The organism is Streptomyces sp. NPDC033165, assembly GCF_055577965.1.
On sequence record NZ_JBVIPK010000002.1, the window covers coordinates 640,248 to 657,318 of the forward strand.

A 17,071-nucleotide genomic window follows, 5' to 3' on the forward strand; every position below is an offset into this window, starting at 1 on the left:
CCCCCGGAACCCCCTCACGGTTCCGGGGGCCGTCCGACCGGCGGAACGCCCCCGCCCCGGTCCTCCAGATACTTCGTGTGGGACCGCTGGCGCAGTTCCTCCGTCTCACGCAACCCGTCCACCAGCGCCTGCGCCTCCGCGTGCAGCAGCGCCACCTGTCGCTCCAGCTCCTCCTCGGGACCCCGCGCGCCCGGCGTGAGCCGCGTCCACCACCGGGTCCGTACGAACGCGTCCACCGACTCCGGTACGTCCCGGCGCACCGCCCGCGCCAGTACGTGCACGCCCTCCGGGTCCTCCGCCAGCGCGTCGGAGACCCAGCCCGGGGCCAGCAGCCCGTCCAGCAGGCCGGTCAACTCGGTCAGCCGGTCCCGTCCGGCGGGCGGCAGGTCCACCCGGTCCAGATAGGCCCGCAGGGTCGCGAGGTCGGCCCGCAGCTCGTCCAGCCGGGACGACGGCTCCTCGAACTCCGGGGCGGGCGGCCGGGACGGCGGGGCGAGCAGCGCGCCCGCCCCGTACAGCCCGCCGACCACCACCGGCCAGTAGGGGCCCGCGACCCCGGTGAAGGTGAGGGCCAGCCCGACGAGGGCGGCGGCGCTGCCGGTGAGGTTCCGGGTCGATTCCAGATACGCGAGGGCCCGGCCCGCCGCCGTCGTTCTACTGGTAGCCACGGATCTCCTCGAACGCCCCGTCCAAAGACCCCGGACCCCGTTCCTTCGTCCCGTCGAACAGCCGCCCGCCGGTCAGTGCGGCGATCGCGTCCAGCTCGGAGCGGTCGGAGTCGCCGAACACCACCGGGAAGACGGGGCTGGCCTGCCGGGCCTCGGGCAGGGCCCGGTAGAACGCGGTGAAGTCGGCCGCCGACCGGCCCGCCGTGTTCTCGCCGTCCGTCATCAGCACGATGGAGGTGAACGCGGACTCGGTGTCCGGGCCCAGGTGGTCGTAGGCGGCGGTCAGCGACGAGTAGATCGCCGTGTTCCCCTCGGCGGTCAGCGCGGCGGTGTCCGCCCGGATCGCCGCCGGGCCCGCCTTCGGGTCCGCCGGGTCCACGGTGTGCGTGCGGACCCGCTTGACCGTGGAGCCGAACGGCAGCAGCGTGACCTCCTCCCGCTGACGGAAATCCCCGGTCAGCCCGGCCAGCGCGGACTTGAGCCGGGCCAGCCGCTCGCCCTTCATCGAACCGGAGGTGTCCAGGACGTACACCGTCCGGGAGGGGCGCCGCAGCCGGTGCTCGTACGCCGACAGCAGCCCGTCCGCGACCGACCGCGAACCGGGGAAGGGCAGCTCGCGGCGCTGCTCGTGCGAGAGCGGGTCGGCCGGGCGCGCGGCGGCGACGACCGGGCGACGCAGCGTCCGCTCGGTGATCTCCCGCTGCACGGGGGCGGATCTGAGGTGCTCGGTCAGGGTCCGTACGGCGTCCCGCGCGGCGGGTGCGGCCCCGCTGAGCGTGCTGAGCGGATAGTCGGCGGTCACCACGCCGTCCCGGGGGCGGATCACCGTCAGCCCGGCGCCGCTGTCCCGGTTCAGCGAGAGCAGCACCGACTCGTAGTTGATCAGCGCGTCCACGGTGGAGCGCCGGGCGTAAGCGGAGGCCAGCCACCCCGAGGAGCCGGAGGTGAGGCGCTGCCCCGCGAAGAACTCCTTCAGCTTCGGCCCCGCGCGCCGGACATCGGCGTCGGTGAGCGCCGCTTGTGCGCCGGAGAGCCCGGACGTCACCGATATCAGTGCGGAGAAACCGGAGTTGGAACGCTTGGGGTCGGTCATCCCGTACGTCAGGTCCCCGGCGGCGACCGCCCGGTGGACCTGCGCCCAGCTGACCCGCTCCGGGTCCCAGCCGAGCCGCCGCACCGCCGCGGGCCGCACCCCGAGGGCCACCGGGGAGGTCATCAGCGGGGTCTCGGAGGCGACCGCCCGGGCGGCCTCCGGGCGCAGCCGCAGATAGTCGTTGGACGACAGCCACACCGCGTCGAAGTCCCTGTCCGCCGAGCCGGACGCCAGCCGCTCGACCGCCTCCAGCGTGCCGGACCAGGTGGGCCGCACGGTGATCCCGGTCGCCTTGCGGGCCTCCTCCAGCAGGGGTTTCATGTCGCTGAGTTCGCTGGACGCCAGCACCCGGATCGTGCCCGCGGCCGGGCCCGTCCCCCCGGTACCCGGCCGCCCGTCACCGTCGGCGCCCCGGCCGCTCCCCGCGCCGCCGTCCGTGCAGGCGGCGAGCGGGACCAGCAGGAGAGCGGCCAGCAGCGGGGCGAGGGAGCGCGGGGCCCGCCCGGGCCGTGGGGCGCGCTTCGGGAGGCGTCTCACGAGCGGCCCCCTTCCAGCGTCGCGTCCGTGGTCCGGCTGCGGTCCAACCGCGTCCCCGCCTCCTGGAGTTCGGAGGTGAGCGCCTCCACGGTGGCGGCCATCGCCCCGGTCGCCCGCGCCCGGTACGTGTCGATGGCGTCCAGCGTCGCGTAGATCTGCCCGAACGCCGTACGCAGCGTCTCGACGCCGACGGCCGGTTCGGCCGCGAGGCGCTGGATCTCCCCGCTCTGCGTGGCCAGCATCTCCGCGTTGCCCCGGATCAGCTCCTCCGTGGTCGAGCGCAGCACCCGCACCTGCTCGGTCACCCGGCGCTGGTTCTCCAGGGCGGAGGAGAGCATCACGGCGATCCGCAGCGCGGACAGGGTCGTGGTGGCCGCCCGGTCGACGCCCTTGATCAGCTCGTCGTTGTTGCGCCGTACGACGTCCATCGCCAGGTAGCCCTGCGCGCAGACCGCGATCTGGGTCAGCAGGTCCTGGTGCTTCTGCCGTACGGGGAAGAGGACGTCGGCCCGCAGCGCGTCGGCCCGTACCGGGTCGCCCGCCGCCTCGGCCTCCGCGACGCGCCGTTCCACGACGCCGTCCAGGGCCTCGGTGAGGACCGCGTACTCCTGGAGCTTGCCCATGGTGTCCCAGAGCCGGGTGCGCTCGGTGTGCAACGCGGCGTTGTCGCGCCGCAGTTCGTCCTGGCCGCTGCGGAGGGAGCCGACGATCCGGTCGAGGGTCCCGCGGGCGGAGGCGTACTTCGCCACGTGGTCGCGCAGCCGGTTCCCGCCGGGCAGCCGGGACAGCAGCCGGCGGGGCCCGCGCCCCGGTGCGTCGCGCGGATCGAGGTCCTCCACCGTGCGGCGCAGCTCCACCAGCGAGGCGCCGACGCGGGCGGGGGCGTCGCCCTCGCCGGAGGCGAGCGAACGGACGGTGCGGTCGAGCATCCGGTTGGACTGCTGGGCGGCGCCCCGGATGTCACCCTGCCCGAGCGCCGCGATCTCGCCCACCCGGGCGCTGAACTCCGGTGACCGGCTGTCGAGTCCGGTGAGGGAGCCCACGTACTCCTCGGCCCGCCGGGCCATCTCCTCGCGCACCGCGTCGTCGACCGGGACGAGCCCGGCGGCCTGCTCGGGCCGGACGGCTGCGACGGGCTCGGGCGGGGTGAGCACGAGCGGGGTGGTCGGCGGATCGTACGGCAGTCGGGGGCCCGGGGGTCCGGCGTCCTGGGGCATGGCAGGGGTCTCCTGGGCTGAGGGTTCCGGTGCGGGGCCGGATCGGTTGACGGGGGCAGGCCGCGGCGCGGACGGCCGGCTCATCGGCCGCGGGCCCGGTGGGCCATCCGGCGCAGCACCTCCGCTGTGGGCACGGGCGCCTGCCGTACGCCGGTCAGCCGCTGGTCGATGTACGCGGTGTGGTCCGCGGTGGCGGCGATGAACTCGGCCGCCGCGCCCTGGGGCCGGAAGCCGTGCCGTACCGCGAGCTTCCGCAGTGCCGGGTCGGCGGCCAGCAGCTCGCCGAGCTCCCGCCCCCGGGCGGTCAGCGGGACGAGGGTGTGGTCGCTGGAGACCGTGGTGTCCGGGTAGAGGACGACGAGGTCGCCGACCTCCTGTGGCTGGCTGTGCATCAGAAGCGAGGCCACTTGCGACTCGTAGACCAGGGCGAGCGGGTTGCCGACCCCGCTGATGAAGTCCCGGAAGGGCGCGTCGCTGCCGGTCTGCTGGGCGCCCTGCACCTGGACGAGCTTGCGCATCAGCGGTGCCGTACGTTCGACGGCCCGGGCGTCCGCCGCCACCCGGCCGCCGTCGGCGACGTAGGAGGCGGCGGCGAGGTAGAGGGCGCCGGAGTTGGAGGCCACCGGGTCGGTGCTCGTGATGAACACCGTGCCGCTCAACTCGGCATGTCCGGCCGCTCCCTTGAGCTGCTGCCAGGTCCGGTCGTCCTCGGCCGCCGCCAGATAGGGGCCCATGAGCAGCGTGCCCCGGGTGGTGAACTTCGAGCCGCCGTCGGCCCGCAGCCGGGCCAAACCGTTGTCCGCGAGGACCTCGGCCGCGTTGCGGTGGGCGACGACGACGAGCGGTGAGTAGAACGGCCGCAGCGGGCCGCCCCGGTTCCCGGACCCGCGGAGCAGCTCATCGGCCGGGGCCTTGGAGCCGGGGAAGGCGAAGTCGTACCCCTTGAGGGGGAGCCGGTCCATGGCCCAGGACCCGGAGGTCTCGGCCCGGACGGTGTATCCCTTGGCCGCGAGGGCCTTCACGGTGTCGGGGTCGGCGAAGAACTCGGCCTTCTCCGACCCGATCACTCCTCGCACGGTCGTCGTCGCCGTGCCGCTGTCCCCGTTGTTTCGGCCCGCTGCGACGGCGGCTGCCACGCCGACCGCCAACAGGACCGCCAGGACGATTCCCACGATGCGTCTCACCCGCGCAGCGTGCTCGCGGAAACCCACATTCCGGGCTGTGCCGGGTGTACGGCAGATGAAGGGGGCATCCCAGTACGCAACGGCCGGGATCGGCGGTCACCGCGGCGGCGCCCGGCGCGGGCCCTGCGGTGACCGGTATGGCACCCGGTCCGCGCGCCTTCGCGGCACGCGGACCGAGGCCGTCAGTGGGCGCCGACCAGCTGCCCCGAGGGGGCGGGCCCGGCGGTGGCGGCGAGAGCCGCGGTGTGGGCGTCCATCCGCTCGGCGGCGAGGATGGCGGCGGTCGTGTCCGCGCGCGACGCGGCCACGACCAGCGCGCGGCCCGCGAGGGCGTGGGCGCGGCGGTGGAGGTCGGCGGGGGCGGCGTCGGTCAGCCCGGCGTGCCGGGCCGGCGGGGCGCCGCGCAGCCGGGCCACCTGCTCGGCGATACGGTCGCCCGCCTCGGCGAGGCCCAGCTCGTCCGTGACCGCGAGGAGCGCGGCGAGATGTCCGGCGAGCTGGATGTCCAGCTCCTCCTCGCGGCTGCGGTGCGGAAAGTCCGCGCCGTCGGTCGGTGTGTGGACCGAAGCGCTGCGGATCGGCTCGTACATGGATGGCCTCCCGGTGGTGCGTAGGGACCATCCTACCTTGGAATGAGTCTAAAGTTGTGTGCGGTCCGGGAGAGTGATCGCGCTACGGCTGTCCGTAACCGTCCAGGAAGGTGCCGATCCTCGTCACGGCGTCGGTCAGGTCCTCGGCCGTCGGCAGCGTGACGATCCGGAAGTGATCGGGCTCGGGCCAGTTGAAGCCGGTGCCCTGCACGACCATGATCTTCTCGGCCCGCAGCAGGTCCAGGACCATCTGCCGGTCGTCCTTGATCTTGTAGACCCTGGGGTCGAGCCGCGGGAAGAGGTACAGCGCCCCCTTCGGCTTCACGCAGGTCACGCCGGGGATCGAGGTCAGCAGGTCGTACGCCACGTCCCGCTGCTCCAGAATCCGGCCGCCCGGCAGGACCAGGTCCTCGATGGACTGGCGCCCGCCGAGAGCGGTGGCCACGGCGTGCTGCGAGGGCATGTTGGCGCAGAGCCGCATGTTGGCGAGGATCGTCAGCCCTTCGATGTACGAGGTGGCGTGCGCCTTCGGACCGCAGACGGCCAGCCACCCGGAGCGGTAGCCCGCCACCCGGTAGTTCTTCGAAAGACCGTTGAAGGTCAGCACCATCAGATCCGGGGCCAGCGTCGCCGTCGGAGTGTGCGTCGCGCCGTCGTAGAGGATGCGGTCGTAGATCTCGTCGGAGCACACGACGAGGTTGTGCCGCCGGGCGATCTCGGTGAGACCGCGCAGCATCTCGTCGTCGTACACCGCGCCGGTGGGGTTGTTCGGGTTGATGATCACCAGGGCCTTGGTGCGGTCGGTGATCTTCCGCTCGATGTCGGCCAGGTCCGGCATCCAGTCGGCCTGCTCGTCGCACCGGTAGTGCACGGCCGTCCCGCCCGCCAGCGAGACCGAGGCGGTCCACAGGGGATAGTCGGGGGCCGGTACGAGCACCTCGTCGCCGTCGTCCAGCAGTGCCTGCATCGACATCTGGATCAGCTCGGAGACGCCGTTGCCGAGGTAGATGTCCTCGACATCGAGGTCGATGCCCTTGGTCTGGTAGTGCTGCATCACCGCGCGGCGCGCGGACAGCAGGCCCTTCGCGTCGCCGTAGCCGTGCGCGCCCGCGAGGTTGCGCAGGATGTCTTCCAGGATCTCCGGCGGGCACTCGAACCCGAACGCGGCGGGGTTGCCCGTGTTGAGCTTGAGGATGCGGTGACCGGCCGCTTCCAGCCGCATCGCCTCCTCCAGCACGGGGCCCCGGATCTCGTAACAGACATTGGCGAGCTTCGTGGACTGGATGACCTGCATGTCCGCGAGCTTACGGCCGCGTTTCGCGCGGTGCGCGGGGATTGCTCCGGCCGTACGTCCTCCGGGGCGCCGCGCCGCCCCGGTCCGTCTTCCATCGCTATGCCCGCCGCCGCTCCGGGCCGTGGGATCGCCCGGTCGCGGCGGGGTCGCGGCTTGGAATGGGGCGTGGGCGGCCGGGGCGGGTGAGATGCGCCACGCGGGTCCGGCGGCCCCGGGGCGGCCGGGCCCCGGCCGGGCGGCCGCAGGGGGTCACTCCGGCAGCCGGGTCCCCTCCGGGAGCCGTACGCCGAAGTCGTCCGCCAGGACGCGCAGGGCCTCGGCCCCGTCCTTCAGCTGCCGCTCCTCGACCGTGCCGTCGTCGGCCGTCTCCACCAGGGCGAGCCCCGACAGTGACAGGTGCGCGCCGGGCCGGGTGCGGTTCGCGTACACCGCCTGGCGGAACGGTGAGCGCGGGTGCGTCGCGATGTGCCAGTTGATCACCTCGTAGTCCGGCGCCTCGAACGGCTCCAGGGTGAACGCGTACTGCGCCTCCCAGGAGCCGCCCTTCTCCGCCTGGAGCTCCCACATGGGCAGCGGGCCGTCGTGCGGGGCGTGGACCAGCCGGTGGTGGCGCGGGGCGACGGACAGCTCGGCGCCCTCCACCAGCTCGATCGGCTCCAGCAGGGCCCCGACCACGCCGAAGCCGACGTCCGCCAGATACGGCCGCGGCTCACCGGGCACGTCCACCCGCATCAGCATGTGCGTACGGGGCCGGATGTCGCCCGGCGCGGCGCCCAGCAGCACCCGGGCGGTCAGCGGCGTCACGCCGAAGCCGATCCGCTTCAGTACGGCGGAGAAGAGGGTGTTGTGCTCGTAGCAGTACCCGCCGCGCTCGCTGCGGACCAGCTTCGCCTCCAGGTCGTCGAGCGCCAGCGAGGGCGCGGAGCCGAGCACGGGCTCCAGGTTCTCGAACGGGATGCCCAGCAGATGGGCGTGGTGCAGGGACCGCAGTACTTCCGGCGTGGCACGGAGATCCCCGGGCTCACCGGTCCAGCCGATGCGGGCGAGGTAGGCGTCGAGGACGAGTGTCATGGCTCGACCGTACGCAGCCGGGGCCGTGCGGCACCTCGGCCTGCGGACCGACACACGCCCGGCCGGTGGGACCGGGACCTCGGGCCGAGAGGCCGGGCGGTGGGGCCGAGAGGTCGGGCCGGGACGTCGGGCCGGACGCGGGCGCGGGGAGCCCCGGCGGTTCCGTGCCCGTCACGAGCGCGCGGCGGGCTCAGATCTTGCTCAACTCCGGTGCGGACCGGACCCGCCCGGGGAACGGTGGTCCCATGAGCCTGTTCCGTAAGCCCCAGCCCCTCGCCGTACACGTCCTCCGCGACGCCCCCGACGTCGTCACCGCGCTCCGCCGTGCGCTGGAGACCGCGACGGAGGCCGAGCGGCCCGGCCTGGAACGCGCCCTCGCCCTGGCCGAGGACGCGGCCGAGCGTCCGGACGAGGAACTGCGCGGCCGCTGGGTGCGACGGCGGCTGGCCGAGGCCGGGCACGAGGGGCCTGCCGACTCCGTCGAGGCCATCAAGATCCTGCGCCGGGCCGAACCGGGGCTGACCCTGCTCCAGGCCGTGACGTACGCGAAGGAGGCCGCGGCGGCGAAGGTCTGACCCGGCGGCCGTCAGACCCCGTTCACCGCGCCGGCCGACGCGATCAGCAACGCCGTGTCCACGCCCTGTTCCCGGGCCGTACGCAGCAGCGCCGCGTCGCCCGCCGCCACCACGGCAGGGCTGGTCGTGTCCTCGGGCGGCACGTCCTCGCCGAACAGCGCGGTGTGCGGGGCCATCGCCGTGAGCCAGCCCGCCAACAGTGCGCCGAACTCCTTCGGGTCGATCCCCGCGTTCTCCACCAGCGCGAACGCGTGCCGGGCCCCGGCGAACATCGCGGTCATCGCGCTGAGCAGCGCCACGTCGTGCAGTGCGGCGGCCCCGGCGTCGTCGCCGACGAACCGGGCGTCCGTCGGTACGGCCAGCGTCTCGCGATGGGTGTCGAAGACCTCGTGCGAACCGCTGTAGAAGACATAGGCGCCGGACTCCGGCACGCCGACCATCGGGGGCACGGCCATGATCCCGCCGTCCAGGAAGCGCGCGCCGCGCCCTTCGGCCCAGGACGCACGGGCGCGCGACTCGCCCGGGGTGGAGGTGGTGAGGTCGACCAGGTCCTTGCCCGTGAGGTCGGCGTCGGCCAGCGCCTCTCGGACCGAGGCGTCGTCCATGAGGCAGGCGACGACGAGCGGGCTCGCGGCCACCGCCTCGGCCGCCGTGGCGGCCACCCGCGCGCCCGCGGCGGCGAGTTCGGCGGTCCGGCCGGGGCTGCGGTTCCAGACGGTCAGGGGGTGGCCGGCGGCGAGCCAGGTACGGGCGAACGCGGTGCCCATCGAGCCGAGGCCGAGCAGGGTGACAGGGGCGGGAGAGGCGGAAGCAGTGGTGTTGTCAGGCATGCCGACTAGGCTGGCCGAAGGCGCCGGGGGCGACAAGTACGCACTTCCGAGTGGGTGGTTACCCCGCGGTGAGTGACCAGGTGGCGGAGGGGTGGACGATGCGGATCGTACGGAGGCCGGGGGCTTTCGTCTGCGGGATCGACGCGGCGATGGACGTGATCGGCGGCAAGTGGAAGGTGCTCATCCTGTGGGCGCTGAACGAGAAGACGTGCCGCTTCGGCGAGTTGCGCCGGGCCGTGCCCGGGGTGACCGAGAAGGTGCTCAGCTCCCAGCTCAGGGAGCTGGAGGACGACGGCATCGTGCACCGAGAGGTGTTCGCGGAAGTGCCCCCGCGTGTGGAGTACTCGCTCACGCCGCTGGGCTTCTCGCTGAACGCGGCGCTGGAACCCCTGGGTGAGTGGGGGCGCGACCACATCCACCGCGGAGGGGACGAGGGCACGGACACGGACACAGCCACAGCAACGGTCACGGCCGTAGCCACAGCGACGGTCGCTGCCTCGGCCTAGGCTTCGTCCGGAATCGCCCCCTTGTGATGCCCTGACATCTGCGCCAGCATGCGCATGTCAAAAGCTGGAAGATCTCCGGCCCTTGGCATCACTGGAGGGGACCCCCACATGAGCAAGCCTCTCGTCGGTGCGTTTCTCGCTGTCCTGCTCCTGGGGGCGGGTGTCGCGCCCGCCGTCGCAGTCGAACCCGCACCGCGGACACAGGTCCGGGAAGACGCGCCCCAGGCCGGTCCCGGCGTGAAGGCCGTGACCTTCGCCGGGACCGTCGCACTCAGCAACTGTTCGGGCTCCGTGGTCCGTTCGCCCGACTCCGCCCCCACCGACCCCGCCCTCGTGCTCTCCAACGGGCACTGCATGGAGTCCGGCTTCCCGGGCCCCGGCGAGGTCGTCGTCGACCAGCCGTCCTCCCGGACGTTCACCCTGCTCAACGCCTCGGGCAGGGGTGTCGGCACCCTGAGGGCGAGCAGGATCGCGTACGGCACCATGACCGACACCGATCTCTCGCTCTACGAACTCACCAGCACCTACCGGCAGATCGCGGACCGCTACGGCATCCGGGCGCTGGAGCTGGAGACCGCCCACCCGGTGGCGGGCACCGCCATCACGGTCGCCTCCGGCTACTGGAGGCGCACCTACAGCTGCGACATCGACGGCTTCGTCCACCGGCTCAAGGAGGGCCGGTGGACCTGGAAGGATTCGGTCCGCTACACCCCGGAGTGCCGGACCATCGGCGGTACGTCCGGCTCGCCGGTGATCGACGACGCCACCGGCAAGGTGGTCGCCGTCAACAACACCGGCAACGAGAGCGGCCGGGCGTGCACGGTCAACAACCCGTGCGAGGTCGACGAGCACGGCGAGGTGACCGTCCGCGAGGGCATCAACTACGCCCAGCAGACGTACAACATGGTCCCGTGCATCGGCACCGGCAACAAGATCGACCTGGACCGCGAGGGCTGTGCGCTGCCCAAGCCGTAGCGGCAGGCCGTAGCCGTAGTCCGGGTCGTACGTGCGTGATCCCGGGCGCGCGCCGGGCGGGCCTGACCACCCTCAGGGCCGCCGGGCGCGCGCCGCCTCGATCCCGTCCAGCAGCACCCCGAGCCCCGCCCGGAACGTCTCCCGAGCCTCCCGCTCCGGATACGGCACCGCCTCCGCGCCCTCCTCCAGGCCCGGGTCCGGATACGGCTCCACCGCCCCCTCCGCCTCCAGGCCGCTCACGGCGGGAAAGCGCTCCGCGAAGTCGGGGACCAGCTCCGTCAGCGCCGCCGAGCGCGCCGCCCACCACTCCGCGTCGGAGCTCCCGGTGGCCGCCGCGGCCCGCCGGGCATCGGCCACCGTCTGCGCCGAGCCCCGGACGAACGGGAACAGGGTGCCCACCAGCCGCCGCACCGCCCCGGCCGTCAGCCCCGTCGCCCGCAACAGGGTGATCAGCGTGTCCAGGCCCGCGTACTCGTGCGGCCCCAGCACCGGCCGCGCCTGCGAGACCTGGAGCACCCAGGGGTGGCGGACGTAGAACTCCAGGAGGTCTCCCGCCCAGACGGTCAGCGCCGCCCGCCAGCCGTCGTCCGACTCCTCCGGCTCCGGGTAGTGGGACGGGAGTTCGGCGTGCACCGAGTCGTACATCAGGTCCAGCAGCTCGCTCTTGCCGGGGACGTACGTGTAGAGCGCCATCGCCGTGCGCCCGAGGCGGTCGCCGACCGCGCGCATCGACAGGGCCCCCATCCCCTCCTCGTCCGCGAGCGCGACGGCGGCCGCCACGATCGCGTCCACGCTCAGCCGGGGCTTCGGCCCCGGGCCGCCGCGCGTCGGCTGCGGGGCGTCCGCGCGCCACAGGAGGGAGAGGGAGCGGCGGGGGTCGCCCTGCCCCGCGAAGACCACCACGTGCGACTCCTTACGTCGTGAAGCAACACCCGACGGATAACTCATTACGTCGTAAGGTATCAGTGGGGGGAGGGCGGGCTGCCCTGGGCCGGGAGCTGCCGCCCGCCGCCGACTCCGGGTGAGGGGGCGTGGTCAGGTCGCTGCCGTCCCCGCGCCCCGGACCGCCCGCCCCGCCAGCACCGACGTCCGCTTGCCGTCCTCGATGACGAACCGGCCGTCGACCAGTACGTGCGGGATGCCCACCGGCAGCGTGCGCGGCTCCTCGAAGGTCGAGCCCGCCGCCACGGTCTCCGGGTCGAAGAGCACCAGGTCCGCGCGGTAGCCCTCGCGCACCAGGCCCCGGTCCGCGAGCCGCAGCCGGGCGGCCGGGCGCGAGGTCAGGTGGGCCACGCACTCCTCCAGCGAGAGGATGCCCAACTCCCGTGCGTAGCGCCCCAGATAGTGCGGGAACGTGCCGTACGCGCGCGGGTGCGGCTTGTCGCCCTGGAGGATGCCGTCGCTGCCGCCGGTGTGCACCGGGTGGGCCATGATCTGCCGGACGTTCTCCTCGTGGCCCACGTGCTGGAGGATCGTCGTCCCGAGCCGGTCCTCGGTGAGCAGCCGCCGTGCGGTCACCCAGGGCTCCTCGCCCCGCAGCGCCGCCGACTCCGCGACCGTGCGGCCCACGTACTCGCCCAGATGCGGGGCGCCGACGCCGGAGACTTCGATGGTGTCCCACTCGATCGGCACACCGTGACAGCCGTCCGAGCCCAGTACTTCGAGGTGGTGGCGGATCTTCTCCGCGCTCTCCGCGCCCGCGAGCCGCGTCAGGACCGACTCCGGGCCGCCCTCGCTCGCCCAGCTCGGCAGCATCGCCACGAGCGTGGTGCAGCCCGGGGTGTACGGGTAGGTGTCGAGCGAGATGTCGGCCCCGGCGGCGAGCGCGCCGTCGAGCAGGGCGAGGAGGTCGGGAGCCCTGCCTTTGTTGACACCGAAGTTCATGGTGGCGTGGGCGAGATGGAGCGCGCAGCCCGCGTTGCGCGTCAGCCGCACCATCTCCTCGTACGCCTCCAGCGCACCCGCCCCGTAACTGCGGTGGTGGGGACAGTAGTAGCCGCCGTGGCGGGCCACCACCCGGCAGAGCTCGGTGAGTTCGGCGTCGTCCGCGTACATTCCCGGGGTGTAGGTCAGACCGGAGGACATGCCGACCGCGCCCTCGCGCATGCCCTGGTCCACCAGCTCCCGCATCCGGGTCAGTTCGGCACCGGTGGCCGGGCGGTCGTCCCAGCCGACCGCGTACATCCGGACCGTGCCCTGCGGGATGAGGTAGGCGGCATTCACCGCGATGCCCTGGCCGCCGAAGTTGCGGTCCAGACGGTCCAGATAGCCGCCGACCGTGCGCCAGTCGAAGTCGATGTCGGAGCCGTCGCCGTTCCAGCCGGTGATGGAGCGGCGGACCTCGGCGAGCGTACGGTCGTCGACGGGGGCGTACGACAGGCCGTCCTGGCCCAGCACTTCGAGCGTGACGCCCTGCGCCGCCTTCGCGCTGTGGTCCGGGTCGCGCAGCAGCGCCAGGTCGCTGTGGGCGTGCATGTCGATGAAGCCGGGGGCGAGGGCGAGCCCGTCCGCGTCGAGTGCCCGGGTGGCGGTGGGGCGGGGGCCGGGGGAGCCCTCGCGGTGGATCTCGGCTATCCGGCCGCCGGCGAGGGCCACATCGGCGCGGCAGGAGGGGGCGCCGGTGCCGTCGACGACGCGCGCGTCACGCAGGACCAGGTCCATGGGTCACCTTTCGGGTGCGTTGTCTCTTCGCGTACGGCTCAGAAGCGCTGACGGCTCAGAAGAACGTGCGGATGTAGTCGGCGACCGTGCCGTCCGCCTCCACCAGCGGGATCAGCTGCCACTTGTCGAAGCTGGTGCAGGGGTGCGAGAGGCCCATGCCGACCCAGTCGCCCACCTCCAGCTCGGCCCCTTCCTCCGTACGCACCCAGGCGTGCTGGTCGGAGAGTCCGGTGACCGTGATCCCGGTGGCGGGCCGGATCGAACCATCCCGGCCGGAGCGCACCACCTGCGCCTCGGGCAGATCCAGGTCGTACGCCGCGTCCCGCTTGCCCGCGTTCAGGAACGCCTGCTCACCGGTCGGGCGGGAGACGACCTGCGCCCAGAGGCGGAAGGCGGGCTCCAGTGCGCCCTCCTCGGGAACCCGGTTGAACGGGGTGAGGTGCTTGTAGTGCCCGTCGTCGTGCGAGACGTACGCACCGGAGCGGAGCAACTTGAGTACGGGCAGGCTGAGTTCGGGGACCTCTGCGAAGACCTCCGCGACCGCGTCGAACCAGGCGCTGCCGCCTGCGCTGATGACGATCGCGTCGGCTCCGGCGAACCGCTTCTCGCCGTCGAAGGCGGCCGCCAGTGCGACGAGCCGCCGCAGCCACGCCCCTACCCGCTCGGGGTCCGCGTCCGGCACCTCGCCCTCGTACCCGGCGACCCCCACCAGGCGCAGCGACCCGGCCGCCGCCACCGCGTCGGCCACCGCCGTGCAGTCGGCCTCCGTGCGGGCCCCGGTGCGCGCGCCCTCGCCCGCGCCCAGCTCCACGACCACGTCGACCGGGCGGGTGGCGCCCGCCGCGCTCAGGGCCGCCTCCATCAGTTCCACGCCGCGCACGGAGTCGACGTAGCAGATGAAGCGGAACTCCGGGTCGGCCGTCATCTCGGCGGCCAGCCAGCGCAGGGCCACGGCGTCGACCAGCTCGTTGGCGAGGAAGATCCGCCCGATGCCGTACGCCCGGTAGACCCGCGCCTGGTGCGGCACGGCGGCCGTGATGCCCCACGCGCCGCGCTTCAGCTGGTCCGCGAAGAGCTGCGGCGACATGGACGTCTTGCCGTGCGGGGCGAACGCGAGGCCGTGCCGCTCGGCGTACGTCTCCAGGAGCGCGAGGTTGTGCTCGACCGACTCGGCGGACAGGGCGAGTACGGGGGTGGTGAACCCGCCGGTGAAGAGGTTGCGGCGCTCGGCGGCCAGGGCCCCGACGGTCAGGCCGTCCGCGTCCGGCGGCAGGGCCTTGAAGCGGTGGTCGACGCGCTCGTCGGCGAGGCCGGCGGCGAGGTCGCCGGGGCGGGGGGCGGTGGGGCCGGTGGGGCGTTCGGCGGTCAAGGGAAGCTCCTCGAAGTTCGTTGCAACATATGCAACACCCATTGCGTATATCGCTCAACGCTGTCTAACATCCGAGCCGACGCCGGGTCAATGGTGACCAGATGCCCGGTCGACGGTGATCACCGGCCCGCACGCCGATCAGCGAGGAGCCCTCCGTGTCCGGACCCGCAGCAGGGACGGCCAGCGCCGCCACGACCACCGATGCCGTCTGTCTCGGTGAGTCCATGGTGACGTTCCTGCCCTCGCGGCCCGGCCGCCTCGCCGACGTGCCCTCCTTCGGACGCGGGATCGGGGGCGCCGAGTCCAACGTGGCCTGCGCGCTCGCCGCCGCCGGGCACCGGGCGGCCTGGGTCGGCCGGGTCGGGGCGGACGGCTTCGGCGACCACCTGGTCGAGACGATCGCGGGGTACGGGGTCGACACCTCGGCCGTGCGCCGGGACCCGGCCCGCCCGACGGGCATCTACTTCCGTACGGCCACGGACCGGGGGACCGACGCGCACGAGGTCGCCTACTACCGGGCGGGATCGGCGGCATCGGCGATGTCGTCGGACAACATGCCGTACGAGGACCTGTTCGCGGGCCGCGTCCTGCACCTGTCCGGGATCACGGCCGCGCTGTCCGCCGACTGCCTGGCGTTGCTGCGGGACCTGACGGCACCCCGGGCGGACCGCCCGCTCGTCTCCTTCGACGTGAACCACCGGCCGCATCTGTGGCGGGGCGGGACGGCCGACGCCTCGGTCCTCCTGGAGCTGGCACGCCGGGCCGACCTGGTGTTCGTGGGCGAGGACGAGGCGGAGGAGGCGTGGGGGATCGTCGGCGCGGGGGCGATCCGGGCGGCGCTGCCGGAGCCGTCCGTGGTGGTGGTGAAGCGCGGGAGTGCGGGCGTGACGGTGTTCTCGGGGCACCGCCCCGGACCTCGCTCCTCGAACGCCGAAGGAACTGAGAATTCCGGAGGGGCCGGAAGCGCCGTCGGAGAGGGCGGGGACACCGTCACCGTCGTGCCCGCCCTCCGCGTCGACGTCGTCGCCGCCGTCGGGGCCGGGGACGCGTTCGCCGCCGGGTTCCTCTCCGCCACCCTGCGCGGGCTGCCCGTACGCGACCGGGTCCGGCACGGGCACCTGATGGCCGCCGCCGTTCTCACCGTCCCCGGCGACCTCACCGACCCGCCCGCCCGCGACCACGCCGACCGCCTCGCCGCCCTCGACGACGAGGCCTGGGGGAGACTTCGTCTCGGCCCCGGCTGGACCGCAGCCGACCGGGCACCCGAGGAGGTACGCACCCCATGAGTCAGACCGTCGACCGGGCACTGAGCATCCTGCCCCTGCTCGCCCAGGGGCCCGCCGACCTCGGCCAGGTCGCCGAGCGGCTCGGCGTCCACAAGTCCACGGCGCTGCGCCTGCTGCGTACGCTCCACGAGCACGGCCTCGTCTACCGCCAGCAGGACCAGCGCTACCGCCTCGGCGCCCGGCTCTTCGCGCTCGCACAGGAGGCCGTGGAGAACCTCGACGTACGCGAGATCGCCCACTCCCACCTGGTCGCGCTGAACGACCGGTGCGGGCACACCGTGCACCTCGCCGTGTACGAGGAGCAGGAAGTCCTCTACATCGACAAGGTCGAGAGCCGCTACCCGGTCCGGATGTACTCGCGGATCGGCAAGCCCGTCGCGATCACCGTCGCGGCCGTCGCCAAGCTGCTGCTGGCCGACCTCGCCGAGCCCGAGCGGCGCGTCATCGCCGAGAAGCTCGACTACCCCATGTACACGTCCCGTTCGACGCCCAACGCGGCCGCCTTCCTCAAGGAGCTGGCCGTCGTCCGCGAACAGGGCTGGGCCACCGACCTCGGTGGCCACGAGGAGTCCATCAACTGCATCGGCGCCCCCATCCGCGGCGCGGACGGGCGGGTCGTCGCGGCCATGTCGGTGTCCGCACCCAACGTGGTCGTCACGGCCGAGGAACTCCTCACCCTGCTTCCGCTGGTCCGGCGCGCCGCCGAGACGATCAGCCGGGAGTACTCCGGCACCACCCAACCCAAGAAAGCCTGATCAGCCATGACCGAGAAGACCGCGCTCACCCCCTCCACCCACACCACGCCGCCCGCGAAGTTCTCGCACGGCGTGAAGAAGGGGAACATCCTCCAGGTCGCCGGCCAGGTCGGCTTCCTCCCGGCCGTGGAGGGCCAGGCCCCGACCCCGGCCGGTCCGACCCTGCGCGAGCAGACCCTCCAGACCTTCGCCAACGTCAAGGCGATCCTGGAGGAGGGCGGCGCGAGCTGGGACGACGTGATGATGATGCGCGTCTACCTCACGGACGTGGACCACTTCGCGGAGATGAACGAGATCTACAACGCGTACTTCGCCGAGCAGAACCTCAAGGAGGCCCCCTCGGCCCGTACGACGGTCTACGTCGGCCTGCCGAAGGGCCTGCTCATCGAGATCGACGCCCTCGCGGTGCTCAGCTGACCGTTCCGCCCCTACCGAACGCCTGATCCTTTTGCCTCACCCG

The 17,071-nt window shown here is 73.2% G+C and carries 17 protein-coding genes; 6 read left to right on the forward strand and 11 right to left on the reverse strand.

Features of this window, described 5'->3' with window-relative positions; all coding sequences use genetic code 11:
* Positions 1–14: 14 nt before the first annotated feature.
* The 7 genes from ACZ5WC_RS07285 to ACZ5WC_RS07315 all read right to left on the reverse strand — a co-directional run bounded on the left by ACZ5WC_RS07285 (position 15) and on the right by ACZ5WC_RS07315 (position 7,654).
* On the reverse strand, positions 15–668 hold the full coding sequence (locus ACZ5WC_RS07285) for a hypothetical protein (RefSeq protein WP_468539864.1): 654 nt from the start codon (positions 666–668) through the stop codon (positions 15–17).
* The gene (locus ACZ5WC_RS07290; RefSeq protein ID WP_468539865.1) at positions 655–2,298 is read right to left on the reverse strand and encodes a vWA domain-containing protein; all 1,644 of its coding nucleotides are present in this window, start codon (positions 2,296–2,298) and stop codon (positions 655–657) included. Before ACZ5WC_RS07290 ends, ACZ5WC_RS07285 begins: the two co-directional genes overlap by 14 nt.
* Entirely contained in the window at positions 2,295–3,515 is a 1,221-nt protein-coding gene (locus tag ACZ5WC_RS07295; protein ID WP_468539866.1) for a toxic anion resistance protein, read from the reverse strand. The genes ACZ5WC_RS07290 and ACZ5WC_RS07295 overlap by 4 nt, the downstream gene beginning before the upstream one ends.
* A gap of 80 nt (positions 3,516–3,595) precedes the next feature.
* Positions 3,596–4,726 (reverse strand): hypothetical protein, encoded by a 1,131-nt coding sequence (locus ACZ5WC_RS07300; protein WP_468539867.1) that lies wholly within the window; start codon positions 4,724–4,726, stop codon positions 3,596–3,598.
* 155 nt (positions 4,727–4,881) lie between these two features.
* Positions 4,882–5,289 (reverse strand): SCO4983 family protein, encoded by a 408-nt coding sequence (locus ACZ5WC_RS07305; RefSeq protein WP_468539868.1) that lies wholly within the window; start codon positions 5,287–5,289, stop codon positions 4,882–4,884.
* A gap of 82 nt (positions 5,290–5,371) precedes the next feature.
* On the reverse strand, positions 5,372–6,583 hold the full coding sequence (locus tag ACZ5WC_RS07310; RefSeq protein ID WP_468539869.1) for a pyridoxal phosphate-dependent aminotransferase: 1,212 nt from the start codon (positions 6,581–6,583) through the stop codon (positions 5,372–5,374).
* A gap of 249 nt (positions 6,584–6,832) precedes the next feature.
* A complete protein-coding gene (locus ACZ5WC_RS07315) occupies positions 6,833–7,654 on the reverse strand; it encodes an arylamine N-acetyltransferase family protein (protein ID WP_468539870.1) in 822 nt (273 codons plus the stop codon).
* Positions 7,655–7,899: 245 nt separating this feature from the next.
* Between ACZ5WC_RS07315 and ACZ5WC_RS07320 the strand changes: the two genes are divergently transcribed.
* Positions 7,900–8,229: a hypothetical protein gene (locus ACZ5WC_RS07320; protein WP_468539871.1), complete on the forward strand. Its 330-nt coding sequence runs from the start codon at positions 7,900–7,902 to the stop codon at positions 8,227–8,229.
* Positions 8,230–8,240: 11 nt separating this feature from the next.
* On the opposite strand, the gene ACZ5WC_RS07325 is transcribed toward ACZ5WC_RS07320, so the two are convergent.
* Positions 8,241–9,059: an NAD(P)-dependent oxidoreductase gene (locus tag ACZ5WC_RS07325; RefSeq protein WP_468539872.1), complete on the reverse strand. Its 819-nt coding sequence runs from the start codon at positions 9,057–9,059 to the stop codon at positions 8,241–8,243.
* Between the two features lie 98 nt (positions 9,060–9,157).
* On the opposite strand from ACZ5WC_RS07325, the gene ACZ5WC_RS07330 reads away from it, so the two are divergent.
* Together ACZ5WC_RS07330 and ACZ5WC_RS07335 are read left to right on the forward strand one after the other, a co-directional pair.
* Entirely contained in the window at positions 9,158–9,565 is a 408-nt protein-coding gene (locus ACZ5WC_RS07330) for a winged helix-turn-helix transcriptional regulator (protein ID WP_468539974.1), read from the forward strand.
* 108 nt (positions 9,566–9,673) lie between these two features.
* Complete coding sequence (locus ACZ5WC_RS07335) at positions 9,674–10,540, forward strand: S1 family peptidase (RefSeq protein ID WP_468539873.1); 867 nt, start codon at positions 9,674–9,676, stop codon at positions 10,538–10,540.
* A 72-nt stretch (positions 10,541–10,612) separates the two neighbouring features.
* On the opposite strand, the gene ACZ5WC_RS07340 is transcribed toward ACZ5WC_RS07335, so the two are convergent.
* The 3 genes from ACZ5WC_RS07340 to ACZ5WC_RS07350 all read right to left on the reverse strand — a co-directional run bounded on the left by ACZ5WC_RS07340 (position 10,613) and on the right by ACZ5WC_RS07350 (position 14,570).
* Entirely contained in the window at positions 10,613–11,443 is an 831-nt protein-coding gene (locus ACZ5WC_RS07340; protein WP_468539874.1) for a TetR/AcrR family transcriptional regulator, read from the reverse strand.
* Positions 11,444–11,575: 132 nt separating this feature from the next.
* Positions 11,576–13,201, reverse strand: coding sequence for an N-acyl-D-amino-acid deacylase family protein (locus tag ACZ5WC_RS07345; RefSeq protein WP_468539875.1), 1,626 nt, complete (start codon positions 13,199–13,201; stop codon positions 11,576–11,578).
* Between the two features lie 55 nt (positions 13,202–13,256).
* Positions 13,257–14,570: an alanine racemase gene (locus tag ACZ5WC_RS07350; RefSeq protein ID WP_468539876.1), complete on the reverse strand. Its 1,314-nt coding sequence runs from the start codon at positions 14,568–14,570 to the stop codon at positions 13,257–13,259.
* Positions 14,571–14,725: 155 nt separating this feature from the next.
* On the opposite strand from ACZ5WC_RS07350, the gene ACZ5WC_RS07355 reads away from it, so the two are divergent.
* Genes ACZ5WC_RS07355 through ACZ5WC_RS07365 form a run of 3 tightly spaced genes read left to right on the forward strand, consistent with a single transcriptional unit; the run spans position 14,726 to position 17,028 of the window.
* Positions 14,726–15,856: a sugar kinase gene (locus ACZ5WC_RS07355; protein ID WP_468539877.1), complete on the forward strand. Its 1,131-nt coding sequence runs from the start codon at positions 14,726–14,728 to the stop codon at positions 15,854–15,856.
* A complete protein-coding gene (locus ACZ5WC_RS07360; RefSeq protein ID WP_468539878.1) occupies positions 15,853–16,611 on the forward strand; it encodes an IclR family transcriptional regulator in 759 nt (252 codons plus the stop codon). The genes ACZ5WC_RS07355 and ACZ5WC_RS07360 overlap by 4 nt, the downstream gene beginning before the upstream one ends.
* Before the next feature lie 6 nt (positions 16,612–16,617).
* Complete coding sequence (locus ACZ5WC_RS07365; protein ID WP_006127176.1) at positions 16,618–17,028, forward strand: RidA family protein; 411 nt, start codon at positions 16,618–16,620, stop codon at positions 17,026–17,028.
* Positions 17,029–17,071: the final 43 nt, after the last annotated feature.

Bases quoted from the DNA above. Each gene is read 5' to 3' on its own strand.
- ACZ5WC_RS07360 (WP_468539878.1), top strand. From the start codon at position 15,853: ATGAGTCAGACCGTCGACCGGGCACTGAGCATCCTGCCCCTGCTCGCC.
- ACZ5WC_RS07320 (WP_468539871.1), top strand. From the start codon at position 7,900: ATGAGCCTGTTCCGTAAGCCCCAGCCCCTCGCCGTACACGTCCTCCGC.
- ACZ5WC_RS07310 (WP_468539869.1), bottom strand. From the start codon at position 6,583: ATGCAGGTCATCCAGTCCACGAAGCTCGCCAATGTCTGTTACGAGATC.
- ACZ5WC_RS07295 (WP_468539866.1), bottom strand. From the start codon at position 3,515: ATGCCCCAGGACGCCGGACCCCCGGGCCCCCGACTGCCGTACGATCCG.
- ACZ5WC_RS07335 (WP_468539873.1), top strand. From the start codon at position 9,674: ATGAGCAAGCCTCTCGTCGGTGCGTTTCTCGCTGTCCTGCTCCTGGGG.
- ACZ5WC_RS07325 (WP_468539872.1), bottom strand. From the start codon at position 9,059: ATGCCTGACAACACCACTGCTTCCGCCTCTCCCGCCCCTGTCACCCTG.
- ACZ5WC_RS07345 (WP_468539875.1), bottom strand. From the start codon at position 13,201: ATGGACCTGGTCCTGCGTGACGCGCGCGTCGTCGACGGCACCGGCGCC.
- ACZ5WC_RS07315 (WP_468539870.1), bottom strand. From the start codon at position 7,654: ATGACACTCGTCCTCGACGCCTACCTCGCCCGCATCGGCTGGACCGGT.
- ACZ5WC_RS07330 (WP_468539974.1), top strand. From the start codon at position 9,158: ATGCGGATCGTACGGAGGCCGGGGGCTTTCGTCTGCGGGATCGACGCG.
- ACZ5WC_RS07365 (WP_006127176.1), top strand. From the start codon at position 16,618: ATGACCGAGAAGACCGCGCTCACCCCCTCCACCCACACCACGCCGCCC.
- ACZ5WC_RS07305 (WP_468539868.1), bottom strand. From the start codon at position 5,289: ATGTACGAGCCGATCCGCAGCGCTTCGGTCCACACACCGACCGACGGC.